The sequence below is a fragment of the Streptomyces sp. NPDC039430 genome, from assembly GCF_055639435.1.
Genome location: NZ_JBVKAK010000004.1, coordinates 383,685 through 399,532 on the forward strand (window position 1 = coordinate 383,685; position 15,848 = coordinate 399,532).

10 protein-coding genes are annotated in these 15,848 nt (G+C 71.9%); 2 read left to right on the forward strand and 8 right to left on the reverse strand.

The annotated features are described in order from the left end of the window. Positions 1–42: 42 nt before the first annotated feature. Entirely contained in the window at positions 43–642 is a 600-nt protein-coding gene (locus ACZ7LS_RS13545) for a DUF1349 domain-containing protein (protein WP_382529237.1), read from the forward strand. A 197-nt stretch (positions 643–839) separates the two neighbouring features. Then, positions 840–2,189: a cytochrome P450 gene (locus ACZ7LS_RS13550; RefSeq protein ID WP_385129797.1), complete on the forward strand. Its 1,350-nt coding sequence runs from the start codon at positions 840–842 to the stop codon at positions 2,187–2,189. Positions 2,190–2,654: 465 nt separating this feature from the next. Here the strand turns inward: ACZ7LS_RS13550 and ACZ7LS_RS13555 are convergent, their stop codons facing one another. From ACZ7LS_RS13555 to ACZ7LS_RS13590, 8 genes are all read right to left on the reverse strand, one after another. Further along, positions 2,655–6,065 (reverse strand): serine hydrolase, encoded by a 3,411-nt coding sequence (locus ACZ7LS_RS13555; protein ID WP_385129799.1) that lies wholly within the window; start codon positions 6,063–6,065, stop codon positions 2,655–2,657. Continuing rightward, on the reverse strand, positions 6,062–7,063 hold the full coding sequence (locus tag ACZ7LS_RS13560) for an ABC transporter ATP-binding protein (protein WP_385129801.1): 1,002 nt from the start codon (positions 7,061–7,063) through the stop codon (positions 6,062–6,064). Before ACZ7LS_RS13560 ends, ACZ7LS_RS13555 begins: the two co-directional genes overlap by 4 nt. Beyond that, positions 7,060–9,081, reverse strand: a complete 2,022-nt coding sequence (locus ACZ7LS_RS13565) for a dipeptide/oligopeptide/nickel ABC transporter permease/ATP-binding protein (RefSeq protein ID WP_385129803.1) — start codon at positions 9,079–9,081, stop codon at positions 7,060–7,062. Before ACZ7LS_RS13565 ends, ACZ7LS_RS13560 begins: the two co-directional genes overlap by 4 nt. A 1-nt stretch (position 9,082) precedes the next feature. Beyond that, positions 9,083–10,102 (reverse strand): ABC transporter permease, encoded by a 1,020-nt coding sequence (locus tag ACZ7LS_RS13570; protein ID WP_382529252.1) that lies wholly within the window; start codon positions 10,100–10,102, stop codon positions 9,083–9,085. Then, positions 10,102–11,757, reverse strand: a complete 1,656-nt coding sequence (locus ACZ7LS_RS13575) for an ABC transporter substrate-binding protein (protein ID WP_382880935.1) — start codon at positions 11,755–11,757, stop codon at positions 10,102–10,104. Before ACZ7LS_RS13575 ends, ACZ7LS_RS13570 begins: the two co-directional genes overlap by 1 nt. 303 nt (positions 11,758–12,060) lie before the next feature. Then, positions 12,061–13,740, reverse strand: coding sequence for a PucR family transcriptional regulator (locus ACZ7LS_RS13580; protein WP_385129806.1), 1,680 nt, complete (start codon positions 13,738–13,740; stop codon positions 12,061–12,063). Positions 13,741–13,816: 76 nt separating this feature from the next. Then, positions 13,817–14,923, reverse strand: a complete 1,107-nt coding sequence (gene menC, locus ACZ7LS_RS13585) for an o-succinylbenzoate synthase (RefSeq protein WP_385129808.1) — start codon at positions 14,921–14,923, stop codon at positions 13,817–13,819. Continuing rightward, on the reverse strand, positions 14,920–15,840 hold the full coding sequence (locus tag ACZ7LS_RS13590; protein ID WP_385129810.1) for a GNAT family N-acetyltransferase: 921 nt from the start codon (positions 15,838–15,840) through the stop codon (positions 14,920–14,922). The genes menC and ACZ7LS_RS13590 overlap by 4 nt, the downstream gene beginning before the upstream one ends. Positions 15,841–15,848: the final 8 nt, after the last annotated feature.

The following is a 15,848-nucleotide window of genomic DNA, read 5'->3' on the forward strand; positions in this document are numbered from 1 at the left end:
CGTGGCAATGTGGTCGCCCGACCGCCGACGCGAGGAGACACCATGGGCGAGAGCACCAACGGCACCAGCACGGAATCATGTCTCGGTCTCACCGACTGGACGTGGCTGAACCGGCCCGCCCAGTGGACCGCGTACGACGACGCCCTGGACATCACCACGGAACCCGACACGGATTTCTGGGTGACCACGCACTACGGCTTCGTACGGGACACGGGACACGCCCTGCTGCGGCCGGTGCCCGCGGCCTTCCGGCTGCGGGTCACGTTCTCCGGTGACTACCGCGAACAGTACGACCAGGCCGGGCTGTTGCTGCGGCTCGACGAGAAGAACTGGATCAAGACCGGCATCGAGTACGTCGACGGCCGCCAGCAGCTCAGCGCCGTCGTCACGCGCGAGGTGTCGGACTGGAACGTCGTACCGCTCGCCCACCTCACCGACACCCCGGCACCGGTGACCGTCGAACTGCGGCGCGAGGGCGACACCGTGACGATCCTCTACGGTCTCGACGGCGAGCCCGGGACGATGCTGCGGCTCGCCTACTTCCCGCCGGAGGCGGCCGCGCAGGCCGGACCGATGTGCGCGTCGCCCGACGGCACGGGCTTCACCACGCGGTTCACGGCGCTGCGCCTCGAAACGGACTGATCCGGCGGGCGAGCGGAGCGGCCGGGCCGCCGGTGGCGGGGGCCCTCTCGCGGTCGGATACGGAGCCGTGCTCCGTTCCCGCCCCGTGTGCGGCCGCGGGCCCTCTGGCGCGGGGCGTGGCCTGACGCTTTGCTTGTCGGGCCCCGTCGTCTCCGAACCGCACCTCCCGCAGCCTTCGACCGCCGAGGAGTCCCGCCATGACGACTGTCCCCGTACCCGGTCCGCGCCGACTGCCGTTCGTCGGGAATCTGCCCGCCTTCGCGCGCGATCCGCTCGGCTTCTTCACCCGGCTGCGCGGCCACGGCGACCTCGTCGAGTGGCGGCTCGGGCCGCAGCGGGCCCTGTTCCTCTCCCGTCCCGAGCACATCGGGGAGTTGCTCACGGGCATCGAGAGCGAGTACCGCCACCCCCAGCTCGGCTGGGCGTTCAAGCTCGTGCTCGGCGAGGGCGTCGTCACCTCGGAGGGTCCCTCCTGGCGCCGCAAGCGCGCCCTCGTACAGCCCGCCGTACGCCCCCGCCAGGTGCGGGGCTACGCGGAGACGATGACCGACTGCGCGGCCACGCTCGCGCAGTCCTGGCGGCCCGGCCAGCGTCTCGATGTGCGTGACGCGATGCTGGGGCTCACCCAGCGGATCGCCGTACGGACGCTCTTCGGCGCCGACACCGTGGGTCGCGAGGCCACGATCGGACCGGCGATGGACATCGCACAGCGGGCGATAGGCGACGAGTTCCGCGGCGTCACGCTGTTTCTGCCGCCCTGGATACCCACTCCGGGCCGCCGGAAGCTGAAGAGGGCCGTCGCCGTCATCGACCGTGAGGTGGCCCATGTCATTGAATTACGCCGCCGCGGCGGCGAGGAGCGCGACGATCTGCTGAGCCGGCTGCTCGCGGCCAGGGACGAACAGGACCGTCCGCTCACCGACAAGGAGATCCGGGACGAGGCGGTCACCCTCTATATCGGCGGGCACGAGACCACCGGCACCACACTCACCTGGGCCTGGTATCTGCTCTCCCGCAGCCCGGAGGCGCGGGCCAGGCTCACCCGGGAAGTCACCGACGCCCTCGGCGGCCGGGCGCCGGGCCATGACGACCTCCGGCTGCTGCCCTGGACCGAGCAGATCATCAAGGAGACACTGCGGCTCTATCCCCCGGTCTGGCTGATGACCGGGATCGCCACGGAGCGTTCGACACTGGGTGGCCGTCCGGTCGCGAAGGGCACCGTGCTCTGGACCAGCCAGTGGAGTGCCCACCGCGACGCGCGCTGGTTCCCCGACCCGGAGGCGTTCCGTCCCGAGCGGTGGGACGAGGACGCGGCCGCCTCCGTACCGGACCACGCGTGGTTCCCGTTCGGCGGCGGTTCGCGCGCCTGTCTCGGGGCCAGGTTCGCGATGGTGGAGGCCGTACTCGTCCTGGCCACGCTCGCGCGGCGCTTCCATGTCGAGGTGGACGAGGGCGAGATCCCGCCGCGCACGGGCCTCACCCTCCAGCCGTCACGCCCCGTCCGCGGCACCCTCCACGCCATCCGGAGCCGCCAGGACGCGCCCTGAGGGCTGGTGGCCTCGATCCACCGACGTGCTCCGAAGCTGATCTCCTGATCGTTTTGTGAGCTGGTTCCGGTTGGTGGCTGTGGTTGGACAGGTGGCACCTGCTGGTCGGTCCAGCTGTTCACGGTTCGGTTCCGGCCGGGCCCTGGCGGGCGGGGTTGGGCGGGGGCTGTCAGGCCGGTCCGGGTGGGTCGCGGACGGTGTCGAAGAGGTGTGTCCAGGCGTGCCGCAGGGCCGGTTGTGTGGCAGGTGCGGGGTGATGCGTCCTGCTGAGCGGGCGATCCGGGCCGGGACGTGGACCAGGTAGTGCGTCTTCGACCAGACCGAGGCCGAACGGATCCAGGCCTGGACGGACTGCGCCGACCTCGCCGCCGGCGGCGGCTTGGATCAACCCGCCGCGCTCGTTGGCGGATTGACGGTCGGCGCTCCCCCTCCCACCCTGGGAGAAAGGCACCGGCCGCGTCCCGGTCAGGAGATCTTCGGGGCCGCCCGCACACCGAGGTGGAGGTACGGCTCTCCCGTCGGCAACGAGTAGAACGTCACCGGGGTCCAGATCCCCGAATCCGGCGCCCGATACGCGTACAGCATGTCGGAAACCGGTACCAGGTCGTATTCCTGTGTCGTCTCCGGCATCAGCTTGGCGACCGGCCCGGTGGTGATCTGGCGCAGGCGGAGCCCTGCGTCGGTCCGCAGGATCTCCGTGCGATACGTGGCCCGCTCGTATACGCCGAGATGACGTGTCGCGTCGACGGCCGGCGGCTCCGCGGGCGGGACGAGCGTGTACGGCACGGCCACCCCGGCCAGTTCGGCGAAGATCTCCCGATACAAGTCCTCGTACAGGTCGCGGGTGCTGCCGCCGTTGGTGAGCAGCACCACCGCCAGGCCCTGCTCCGGGAGCAGCCGCAGGAACGCCGACTGGCCGATCGTGCCGCCGTCGTGGCCGATAACCTCGTGTCCGTCCCAGTCGAACCGGATCCAGCCCAGTCCCCACGAGTCGCCGATGCTGTGCTTGTCGGGCAGGTCGACCTGCTTTTCCGCCATCGCGTCCGCCGACGCCCGCGAGAGCAGCCGCTCGCCGTCCTTGGCGAGGCCGCCGGTCAGATGGAGCCGGGCGAACGCCAGCAGGTCCGCGGTCGCCGCCGTGATGAGCCCGGCCGGGCCCGCCGAGCGCTGCATCAGCCAGACGGGCGCCGGCTCCGGTTCCTCGCCGCCGGCGGCGACATGGCCGACCGCGGCGCGGAACAGCAGCGCCTCCTCGGGCAGTGTGACGGTGTGGGTGAGGCCGAGCGGGACGATCAGTCGCTCGCGGAGCGCGGTGTCCCAGGTCTTGCCGGTCAGCTTCTCGATCACCCGGCCGGCGAGGGTGAATCCCGAGTTGCAGTAGGAGAACGTCACGCCCAGCGGGTGGTTCTGCCCGACGTCCTTGAGCAGGTCGGTATAGCGCTCAAGGCAGTCGTCACCCCGCCCGGTGTCGGTGAACACGTCGCCGTCGATGCCGCTCGTGTGGGTGAGCAGGTGCCGCATGGTGACCTGCTTGGCCACGTCCCGGTCCGCGAGCCGCAGTTCGGGCAGTACGTCCGCGAGCGGCGCGTCGAGGTCGAGCAGGCCCTCGTCGACCAGTTGCATGACGACGGTCGTCGTCCACACCTTGGTGATCGAGCCGATCTGGAACAGCGTGTCGTCGGTGACCTCGACGCCAGTGTTCTTGTTCAGGACTCCGTAGCTCGCCTGTACGAGTTCGTCGGCACCACCGGCACCACCGGCGTCGCCCACGCCGCCGGCACTGCGCAGGCCGTCCGCGCCGAGCCGCAGAATGGCCAACGACGCGCCGGGGACACGGTGTTCGCGCGCCAGCTCGCCCAGCCGCCGCCGCCAGCGCGCGGCGTCGATGGGGACGCGCGGGGCGCTCCCCCGGGCGCCCGCGTGCTGCTCCACCCACTCGACGACGCGGCGGTTGAAGTCCGCGCGGTGCGACGGCGGCCCGTTGAGGATGAACAAGTGCGAGCCGCCGGGATAGAGCACCAGCCGGGTCGGCACGCCCCGCTCGCGCAGCGCGGTGAACCACTGTTCGGCCTGCCCGACGGGGCAGCGCACGTCGTCCGCTCCCTGGACGATCAGCGTGGGCGTACGCACCTGGTCGACGTGGCTGAGCGGTGACCGCGTCGCGTACCGCCCCTCCACCGCCCAGGGCTCGCCTCCCAGTTCACGGACGGCGATGTAGTGCCCGGCGTCGGACGTGCCCGCCATGCTCGTCAGATCGCTGACCACCGCCCCGGCGACAGCGGCGGCGAAACGGTTGTCGCGGCTGGTCAAACAGCAGGTCATGAATCCGCCGTAGCTGTAGCCGGCCACGGCCAGCCGCTCCGGGTCCGCGACGCCCTCGGCGACCAGCTGATCCAGCGGTTCGAGGAAGTCGGCGGCGTCGGCCTCGCCCCAGGCACCGACCGCCGCCGTGCAGAACGCCTCGCCGTAGCCGTCGCTGCCCCGCGGGTTGAGCAGCAGGACCGTCCAGCCGCGCGCGGCCAGTACCTGGTGGTAGAGATGGGTGGCGTCGGCCGTACCGTTCCAGGCGTTGTGCGGGCCGCCGTGGATGTCCAGCAGCAGCGGGGAGGGACCGCCGCGCGCGGGGTCGCGCACCAGCCAGCCCTGTACGACCGTGCCGTCGGAGATGGTGAACTCGCGCTCCTCGCGAACGAACAGCCGAACGTCGGCGTCGCTCGCGCCGTGTCGCGTGAGGGCTTCCGCCGCTTTCCCCGCCCGGCTTACGGTCGCGATCTCGCCGTACGACGTCGGCGTCGCGAGGACGACCGCCACCGTGCCGCCCGCGACGGACAGACCGGCGATGGTGTCCCCGGCGCCGCCTGCCACATGCCGCGGTGTGTCACCGGCATCCCCCATGGCCGCCACCTCGTAGAGATGGGTGCAGCCCCTGTCGCGGACGCAGAACAGCACGCGTCCGTCGTCGGTGGGCCGGGGCAGCCCGCCGGGGTAACCGGGGCCGCCCGGCATCACGTTGCGGTCCAGGGGCGCCGTCAGGTCGACGGTGTCGCCCCCGTCCAGCGGTACCCGCAGCAGACCGGCGTGCCCGATCTCGGTGTCCCGGCGGCCGACGACCAGCAGCGCCGAGCCGTCGGTGGTCCAGATGACCGAGGCAGCCACGCCCTCGCCGGAACCGGTCAGCCGCGGCGTCGCGGCGCGCTCCGCCGCGTCGACCACGTACGCCCCCGAGCGCAGTGTGAGGTCGGAGTCGGGGTCCTGCGCGGCCGGGAACGCCAGCCGGCCGCCGTCGGGCGACCAGGCGGGATCACCGGCGTGCCAGTCCCCCGAGGTGACCTGGCGTATCTCCCCGGTGCCGGTGTCGAGGACGTGCACATGGGTCCGTACGGTACGCAGCAGCCCGGCGCCGTCGGCCTTGAAGTCCAGCCGGTCGACCACCACCGGCGCCTTGGCGCGGCGCTCGCGGGCGTCGTCGTCCTCGCCGTCCTCCGCCGCCTGATCTGCCGGAGCGGTGAACGCGATCCGGGTGCCGTCCGGGCTCCAGACGGGTGCGCCCGCGCCGAGCGGCAGTGTGGTGACCTGCTCGGCCTCCCCGCCCGCCGCGGGCAGGAGCCACAGCTGCGGCGCCGAGTCCCGCGCCCGCAGGAAGGCGATTTGGCTGCCGTCGGGCGACCAGGCGGGGGCGGTGTCGGCCGTGCCGCGGGTCAGCTGCCGTGCCTCGCCGCCCGCGGCGAGGACCTGCCAGAGCGCGCACGCGTTCTTGTCCCGCGTACGGTCCGCCGTGCGCAGGACGTACACGATCCGACGGCCGTCCGGTGAGACCGCGGGCTGCTCGGGGAGTGCGAAGCCATACAGGTCGTCGATGCCCTGGCGTCGGGTCATAGCGGGCTGCCTCCTTTGGGTGGGGCGAGTTGTCCGGTGCCGCTTCCGGTGAAGTGGCAGGCCGCCCGGTGGCGACGGTGGACCGCGTCGTCGACCGGGTCGGTGGTGACGCAGACGGTGCGCTCGGGGTGCGCGAGCGGGCCGATCGAGCAGCGGAGGTGGTAGCGACAGCCCGTTGGTGGATGGTGCGGGTCGGGCGGGTCGATGTCGTGGAGGGGGCCCTCACCGTCCCCTTCGTCGTCGAACAGGCCCATGTGCGCGGACGGCGCGGCGGCGAGCAGGTCGCGGGTGTAGGGGTGCCGCGGGTCATCGAGTACCTGTTCGGCGGGGCCCGCCTCCACAATGCGGCCGAGGTACATGACGGCGACGATGTCGCTGACGTACCGCACCACGGCGAGGTTGTGGGAGATGAACAGCATCGACAGGTTCAGCTGCCGCTGCACGGAACGGACCAGGTTGAGTACGGCACCCTGCACCGAGACGTCCAGTGCGGAGGTGATCTCGTCGGCGATGAGCACCTGCGGCTGCCCGGCCAGCGCCCTTGCCAGTGCGACGCGTTGGCGCTGGCCGCCGGAGAGCTGCCGGGGCAGCACGGCGGCGCGGTCGGGGTCCAGGTTGACCAGGCCGAGCAGCCGGGCCACCTCGGCACGCCGGCCGGCCGGGCCGGGGTGCGCGTCGCGCGGCATGGCCTCGGTGATCGACTCGCCGATGCTCATGCGGGGGTCCAGGGAGGAGTACGGGTCCTGGAACACCATCTGGAGCGGTCGGCGCCGCGGCAGGCGGCGTATGTCGGTGCCGTCGAGCAGGACACGGCCCGAGCTGACCGGCGAGAGGCCGACCGCGGCCCGCGCCAGCGTCGACTTGCCCGAGCCCGACTCCCCGACCAGGCCGACCACTTGGCCGCTGGGGACGGTCAGGCTGACCCGGTCGACGGCGGTCAGGCCGCCGTGTCCGCCGCCGTAGCGCACGCTCACCGCGTCGAACACCAACTCGCTCATTCGTCCCCTCCGGCGGTGACGGTTTCCCGGCCGGACCGCGGGCCGGCGGTTTCAGGTACGTGCGGGGCCGGGGTCCGCGCCGTGTGCGGGGCCGGCGCCGTGTGCGGGTGCCAGCAAGCGACCCGGTGTCCCGGCCCGACCGGTACCGGCTCCGGGTCCTCCGCCGCGCACCGCTCCGTGGCCCGCTCGCACCGGGCCGCGAACGCGCAGCCCACCGGCATCCGGTCCGGCTCGGGTGGGCGCCCGGGAATCACCGCCAGCGGCCTGTCCCGGTCGGTGTCCAGCTCAACGGTCGCGTCCAGCAGCGCGCGTGAGTACGGGTGTTGGGGCGCGGTCGTCAGGTCGGCGGTCGGCAGGTCCTCCACGACGCGCCCGGCGTACATGACGAGGATCCGGTCGCAGGTTTGCCCGACGACCGCGATGTCGTGGCTGATCAGCAGGATCGCGGCGTTCTCGGTCTCCCGCGTCCGTGCCAGCAGGCGCAGCAACTGCCGCTGCACGGTGACGTCCAGCGCGGTCGTCGGTTCGTCGGCCACGATCAGCCGGGGCTGCCCCATCAGGCCCATGCCGATCATCGCGCGCTGCCGCATCCCGCCGGAGAACTCATGCGGGTACTGCCGTGCGCGTCGCTCGGCGGCGGGAATCCGCACCGCCCGCAGCCGGTCGACGGCGCGGGCGAGCGCCGGTCCCCGGGACAGGCCCTGATGCTGTTCGGACACCTCCGCGAGTTGCCGCCCGGTCCGCAGGGTCGGGTTGAGGGAGGTCATCGGGTCCTGGAACACCATCGCGAGCGAGGTGCCGAGTACGCCGCGCAACTCCCGTTCCGGGGTCGTCAGCAGCGGCGTACCCGCGAACTCCAGCCGGTCCGCGGTCACCACACCCGGCGCCTCGATGAGGCGTGACACCGCCAGCCCGGTCAGGCTCTTGCCGGACCCGGACTCCCCGACGACGCCGATCGCCTCCCCGGCGTGGACAGTGAAGCTCACGCCGCGCACCGGCACCGTCCAGCCTGCCTGGCCGGGGAACGCCACCTGAAGGTTCTCCACCGCCAGCAGCGGCGCCGTGCCGGTCTCCTCGGCCGGCGCCGTACGGGCGGCCGGCACCAGCCGTTCCCGGATCCGCGCCGACGGCGTACGGACTCCGACGACCGCCGCGACGGTCTCGCCGACGAGGTTGAACGCCAGACCGGCGAGCACCACCGCCACGCCCGGTGCCAGGGCGACCGCGGGGTTCACATAGAGCCCGTCCAGGCCCTCGCCGAGCAGCCGTCCCCAGTCGTAGGCGGGGGCCTGGACGCCGATGCCGAGGAACGAGAGCCCGGCGAACGCGAGCAGGGCGGTGCCGGCGCCGACGGTCGCGTTCACCACCAGCGGCTCGCCGATGTTGGGCAGGATGTGCCGTACCAGCAGCCGGATCCGGCCGACGCCGGCGACCCGCGCCGCCGACACGTAGTCCCGCCCCGCCACGGAGGCGGCGAGCGTCTGTGCCAGCCGCGCGAACACGGGCGCCATGGCGAACGCGATCGCGAGCATGGCGCCGCGGGTGCCGACGCCGAAGATGACGGCGAAGAACAGCGCCAGCAGCAGACCGGGGAACGCCACCGCGATGTTCACCGCGGACGTCACCAGCCGGCCGGCACGGCGCGGCAGCACCGTCGGCAGGGTTCCCAGTACCAGTCCGGCCGTGACGCCGATAGCGGTGGCGGTCACCGCCAGTTCGACGGAGAGCCTGGTCGCCACCAGTGTGCGGTAGAGGATGTCGCGGCCGAGGGAGTCCGTGCCCAGCAGGTGCCCCCGGGAGGGTCCTTGGCCGATCGCGTCGGTGTCGATCGCGGCTGCCCTGTCGCCCCACAGGACCGGTGCCAGGACGGCCAGGAGGACCACGGCCGCCAGCAGGACGGCGGAGCACGCGCCGATCGGTGTGCGTACGGCCGCCAGCCAGGGTGCGGCTCGCCTTCGCGTTCCCGCCGCCGCTTCCGGCTCCGCCCTCTGCGGGCTCTCCGTCGTCCCAGCCGTCATCTCAGCTCTCCCGGATCGTCGAACGCGGGTCGATCAGCGCCAGCAGCACATCGACCGTCAAATTCACCAGAAGTACCCCGATGCCGTACACGAGCACGATGCCCCGCACCAGCGGATAGTCCTTCTCCAGAATCGACGACACGATCGTCGAGCCCAGTCCCGGCCAGGCGAAGACGTTCTCCACCAGCACCGTGCCCGCGACCATCGAGGTGAACATCAGCCCGCCCAGGGTCAGCGCCGCGGTCAGCGCGTTCGGCAGCGCGTGCCGTAGGTACACCGCACGGGCCGGCAGCCGTTTCGCCCGTGCGGTGCGGATGAAGTCGGCGCCGAGGACCGAGAGCATCTCCACCCGTACGATCCGCGCCAGCACCGCCGCCGGGCCGACCGCCATTGCCACCACCGGCAGTACGTACGCGCTCGCGCCGTCGCCGGCGGCGACCGGGAACCAGCCCAGACGGACAGCGAACAGCGCGACCAGACCGACCGCGACCAGGAACTCGGGGACGGCGGCAAGGAGAACGCTCACCGAGGTGAAGGCCAGCTCGCCACCGCGCCGCCTGCCGCCCCGGGTCAGTACCGCGGACAGAACACCCACCGGGATCGCCACGACGACCACCACCGCGAACGCCAGGACCGCCAGCTCCAGCGTCGCGGGCAGCCGGTCGCCGATCACCTGCGAGACCGGCAGGTCACTCCCCATCGACATGCCCAAGTCGCCGGCGAACAGACCGCCCAGATAGTGGCCGTACTGCACCCATACCGGGTCGTCGAGGCCCAGCGCGTGCCGCCGGGCCTCGACCAGTTCGGCGGGCGCGGTCAGCCCCAACGACGCCCGGACCGGGTCGCCCGGGACCAGCTGGATCATCAGGAACGCGGTGGTCACCAGCACCCACAGCGACACGACGAACCGGCCGAGCCGGTGCCGGGCGAACAGCAGCCAGGGGATGCCCCGGACTCCGGCACGCGCGCCGGGCGCCACGGCGGATGTCGCGGGAGCAGGTGCGGGGACGGTGGCCGCCATCAGGAATACATTCGGATGGACGTCGGGGTGATGCTGTCCTGGCTGAGTGCGAACCGCGCGCCGTTGCCGAAGTACGAGTTGACGGAGTTCATATACGGCACCGCGTCGACCTCCTTGACCAGAGCCGTCTCGGCGGCGAGCCAGTCGGGACAGCTCGCTTCGCCGGTCTTCGTCATCGCCGCACGCACCTTCGCCTCATACGTCGCGTTCTCGATGTGCGCGAAGTTCGTGCCCTGTGGCGGCTTCGGCCCCGAGAGGAACGCCACGACCTGGCTCGGCAGCGCGGAGCCCACCGGATTCATCGAGACGTCCCAGTCGCCGGTGTCGAACAGCGCCCGGCTGACGCTGCTGCTGTCGGCGCTCTTCAGCGCGACATCGACGCCGATGTCCTTCCAGGTCTTCTGCACCAGCTCGGCGGTGGGCGCCGACGTCGGCCCGAACTGGCTCCCGTAGATCACGTCGAGGGCGAGCCGCTTGCCGTCCCTGGCGCGTACGCCGTCCGGGCCCGTGCGCCAACCAGCCGCGTCCAGCGCCGACTTGGCCGCAGCCGGGTCGTACGCGGGCAGATTGCCCGTCACGGAGTCGCCCGTACAGGACTTGGGTTCGGCGGTGACCATCCCGGTGGCCGGTTCGCCGTCCCCGCCCGTGAGGACCTTGCCGATCTTCGCCAGGTCGAGTGACTGGACCAGGGCGCGCCGGACGCCGCCGTCCGCGCTCACCCGGCCTTCGGCCTGGTTGAAGAACATCTCGCCCATGACGGAGAGATAGTCGATGTGGAACAGCTTCCGGGCGGAGAGCCGTTTCTTGTCGGGCCCGTAGATCTCGGCCGCGTTGAGCTCGCCGGACAGCAACAGGTTCGACGCGGTACTCGCGTTGGGGATCACACGTATGATCGCGCGCTCGGGCAGCCCCGGCTGGTCCTTCTTCCACTCGCCCGGTCCCCATGTGTAATCCTTGCGCCGGGTGAGCGTGTAGTGGTCGTTGGGCACGGCGTCGGTGAGGCTGAACATCCCGGTACCGGCGCCGCCCTTGGCGAGCAGCGAACGGTCCTTGAGGCCCGCCGCGCACACGATCGGCAGGCTGCCCGCGTTACGGAGCAGGAACGCGTCCGGCGCGCCGCTGGTGAGGGTGACGGTGCGGGTCGCGTCGTCGGCCGTCGCCTTCGTGCCCGGAGTGATGTTCAGGCCCGCTATCGGCGACTTGTTGGCCGGGTCGCCGACGAAATTGATGTTCGCGGCGACATCCTTCGCGGTCAGCGGAGAGCCGTCGGCGCAGGTGATCCCGCTGCGCAGGGTGAAGGTGGCCTTGTCGGCCGTGACGGTCCACTTCTCGGCGAGTCCCGCCACCGGCTTCCCGTCCGGGTCGAGATGGAGCAGTGGGTCGTAGAGATAACGGTCGACCTGCAGAGCGACCGAGATGACGGCCATGTGCGGGTCGAGAGTGCCGGGGTCGGAGGCGATCGCCTGGGTGAATGTCCTGCCGTTCACCGGCTTCCCGTTCGCGGTCCGGTCCTGGCCGGACTGCCCGCCCGCGCCGCACGCGCTCGTCGTCAGAGCGACGGCGGTGACCGTGCCGACGAGTACGGCCGCGCGCCTTGTCGAGCCCGCGTCGACGACCTTGCCGCCGAGGCGGCCCGGTTCGTTGAGTTTCGACATGCGCACCTCGTGATCTCTGAGAGGGAGAGCAGGCGATTCTGGGATGATACGGCCGCTGCCGACGCCACCGATTCGTGAGAAATGACGAGATCGGGGAGAATATTCATCGCGGCGGACGAACTCGACGGCCGCCGCGGTGATCAGCGCCGAAGCCGCGCGGTCCCCCGCCGCCGCCCTGGCCGCCGTCGCGGCGGTGTCCCGTCCTGAGCATCCGGTGGTGGCGGGGGTTCGTGGAGTTCCACGAACCTTCAGAAGCCTTTCCGGCAGCGCCGGCCAACGATGTTTCGCCGCGGTTTCCCGCTCTCACTCCCCCGTGGGGCGCCGGACCGCGGGGGGCAGCAGCCGCAGTTGCAGCATCGCCGCGAACCGCTCGCCCGGGTCGTCGAGATTGATCCCGCCGACCTCTGCGAGCCGGCGCAGGCGGTACCGGAAGGTGTTGGGGTGCACATACGCCGCCGCCGACGCCGCCGCCACGTCGCCGAAAGCGTCCAGCCAGCACCACAGCGTGTGGACGAGCCGTGACTGGTGCCGGTCGTCGTAGGCGAGGAGGCGGGCGATGGGACCGGTCGCCACGTCCCCGCGCGAGGTGGCCAGATCGGCGAGGTCCAGCATGAGCGCGTCGACGTGGACGTCTTCGGCGGTGGTGACCCGCCGGGCGCCCGGGTTGGTGAGCAGCACCCGCAGCGCCCGGTCCGCGCCGTCGCGCGAGCGGCTGAGGCCGGTGCCGTCGAGGGCGGGCGGGCCGATGCCGATCGCAGCCGCCACCCGGTGCCCGGTGCGCTCCAGGAACGTGGCCGCGACGCGGACCGACCGTTCCTCGAAGTCCGCCCCGTTCCCGGGCATCGGCACGATGCCGTAGGCGACGTCGCCCAGGAGTGCCACGGCTGAGCGTGCCTGGACGGCGCTCAGGTGCATGGCCAGCGCGTCCGCGATGCGCTGGCGGTCCGCGACCCGGCGCAGATCGTCCTCGGCGAACGGATCACCCGCGGGATCCCCTTCCGGGCCGCCGAACAGACCCAGTGCCAGCACGATCGCGGGCTGACCCTGGAGGCCGAGCCGCGCGATCGCCTCGGGCGCCCCTGTTCCGCCTTCCAGCGCCGTGCTCACCAGGTCGGCCCGCAGCCGTCGTTCAACGTCGGCACCCGCGCGCAGCCGGAGCATATGGAGCGCGACGACTTTGCCGGCGTCGATCAGCGCCTGCGTCCGTTCCTCGGACAGGGGTCCGCGCACCGCCGCCCAGATCGACCCCAGGATCTCGTCGCCGGCCCGCACCGCGAGCGCCACCCGTGGGATGGTCATCGACTCATCGCGCAGCAGAGGGACGTACACGGGGTCCTGATCGCGGTAGATCCGTTCGAAGATGCCGTCGCGTTCCAGGCCCCGGGTGAAGCGTTCCGGCACCTGACGGCCCAGGATCGTCTCGACGCGGGACTGGTCGGCCTCGTCCTGGCGGCCGGAGAAGGCCAGCACCCGTGAGCTGCGGTCCTCAATCGTCACGGGCGCGTCCAGCAGCGCGGCGACCGCGTTGGCCAGCGCGAAGAGGTCACCCGACGGCATGCCGCCGAGCGTCTGCGGCGACACGTCGCCGACGTCACCCTCCACGAGCAGGGTCCGGAGCATGGCGGCGACCTGTGCCCACGAGGCGCCCCGGGTGAGTCCGAGGAGCGCGACGCCGGACATGTCGGCGGCCCGCCGGACCTCGGCTGTCGGAATGAACGGGGACCGGACGACGAGCGCCGCCGCGCCCTTGTGGCCGAGGTCGCGCAGGAGGCGTACGACGTCGCCCGGTTCGTGGACCCCGACGCCGAGGACGACGGCCTGGGCGGGGAACTCCGATGCGTCGAGCGGGTCGTGGATGACCACCCCGCCGAGCCGCCGACGGGCGCTCCGGCCGCCCGCGATGGACTCCAGCAGCGTGTCCCCGAGGTCGTCGAGGACACGTGCCAGGCTGGTATGTGGTTTGCCGGGCACCGGTGTCAGCACCACCTGAAGGTAACCCCGGGCGTACCGGGTCCCGTTGGTCCGGTCCGACCGAAGTTACCACCGATTTCGTACGGTGTTATGAACCGATCCAGACTTTCGAGGTGGTGACGGCCGCCAGCAGGTCAGGGACCGGGGCCACGCCCAGGCCGGGCCCCGACGGCACGGGCAGGTGCCCGTCGCGCAGGACGAACGGCTCGGTGATGTCGGTCCGGTAGAACCGGTCCGACGCCGACGTGTCGCCGGGGAGCGTGAAGCCGGGCAGCGAGGCGAGCGCGACGTTGGCCGCCCGCCCGAGCCCCGTTTCGATCATGCCGCCGCACCACACGGGGACCCCGTGGGCCGCGCAGACGTCGTGCACCCGCCGCGCCTCCAGGTACCCGCCGACGCGGCCGGGTTTGATGTTCACGATCCGGCAGGCGCCGAGTGTGATCGCGTCGGCCGCGGACCGGGCGGAGACGATCGACTCGTCCAGGCAGATCGGCGTTCGGATACGGCGGGCCAGCTCGGCGTGGCCGAGGATGTCCTCCTCCTCCAGCGGCTGCTCGATGAGGAGGAGTCCGAAGGGGTCGAGACGGGCGAGGTGGGGCGCGTCGGCCAGGGTGTACGCCGTGTTGGCGTCGACCTGGAGCAGTACGTCGTCGCCGAAGCACTCGCGGACCGCGCGGACCGGCTCGATGTCCCAGCCGGGTTCGATCTTCAGTTTGATGCGGACGTAGCCGTCGTTCAGATAGCCGCCGACGACATCCAGGAGTCGCGGCACCGAGTCCACGATGCCGACCGAGACCCCGCAGGGCACGGAGTCGCGGGTGGAGCCGAGGGCCGAGGCGAAGGACTGGCCACGCGCGCGGAGTTCGGCGTCGAGCACGGCCATCTCCAGGGCGGCCTTCGCCATCCGGTGACCCTTGTACCTGGCGAGGAGGGGCGCGACCGTGTGCGCCGTGACGCCGTCCGCCGCCAGGACTTCCGGTATCAGGAAGTTCCGCAGTACGTGCTCGGCTCCGTCAACGTACTCCGAGGAGTAGACCGGCCCCGTCATCGCGCCGCACTCGCCCCAGCCCTCCGCCGACGGCGTCACGACGCGCAGGAGCAGCAGATCACGTTCGTCCTGCGTGCCGAACGACGTCCGGAACGGTGCCACCAACGGCATCCGGACACGCAGGAGTTCCAGACCGTCGAGCTTCATGTGGACCACTCCCTTGAGATCACGTACCTGCCGGCACCATCGAATCCGAGGACCTTGGTTTCCTCCTCCGCCATCAGACCGCTCAACACCTCCCGCAGCGCGTGGCGCCACGCCCGGCTCCGGCCCGGGTCGGTGCGCCGGAGCGCCTCGATGTCGGGCGGTACGGCGACGAGGACGACCGGCCCGTCCGCCGGGCCGGTGCGCGGCCCGCCGTCGAGTCCGACCGACAGAGCGAGCGCGGCGCCGTTCACCTTCATGTCCGCGTCCACACCCACATCGACGTCGATGTGGACGCGCGGAGGCTCACCGCGTGCGGCGGTCGACACCGCGGGGTCGGCCAGCTCCCACCGGACCAGCAGCCGGTCGGACTCGCCCGATCCGTTGATGCCGTCGCGCATCGGCCCGTAGAAGTCCGGCAGGTAACACGCGGGGCGGGCGGCGAGCTTGGCCAGGTTGAAGTGTGCGTTGCGCCGGACGAGGGGGTCGAACGTCCAGGTGACGAGAGAGACGTCGTGGAGCAGCGCCCAGGCGCGCTGATGCAGTTTGAGGGCGAAGCCGATCCCCCGGCCGCGTCCTCGGGGCGCCACTCCGGCGATGTGACTGTGCAGGCTCGCCTCCGCCGGGTTGCCGAAGAAGCCGACGCAGGCGCCCAGGAGTTCACCGTCCTCGTACGCGCCCGCGACAGGGTTGCCCGCGGAGGTCATGGCCCGCAGCAGCTCCGTCGTCACCGGCTCGGCACCGGCGCCCCGCTGCCAGATCGAGCCGAAGAGTCCGGCGACCTCGGCCAGTTCGGCCACATCCGACAGGTCCCTGATCACCACCCTCGACGCGGCGGCGGCCAGGGTCGCGGCGGCCGCCGCTTCCGCTTGCACGGCCGGGGAGACCAGCCTGGGCACGTTCGTCGCGAGATCTGTCACGGGACGCT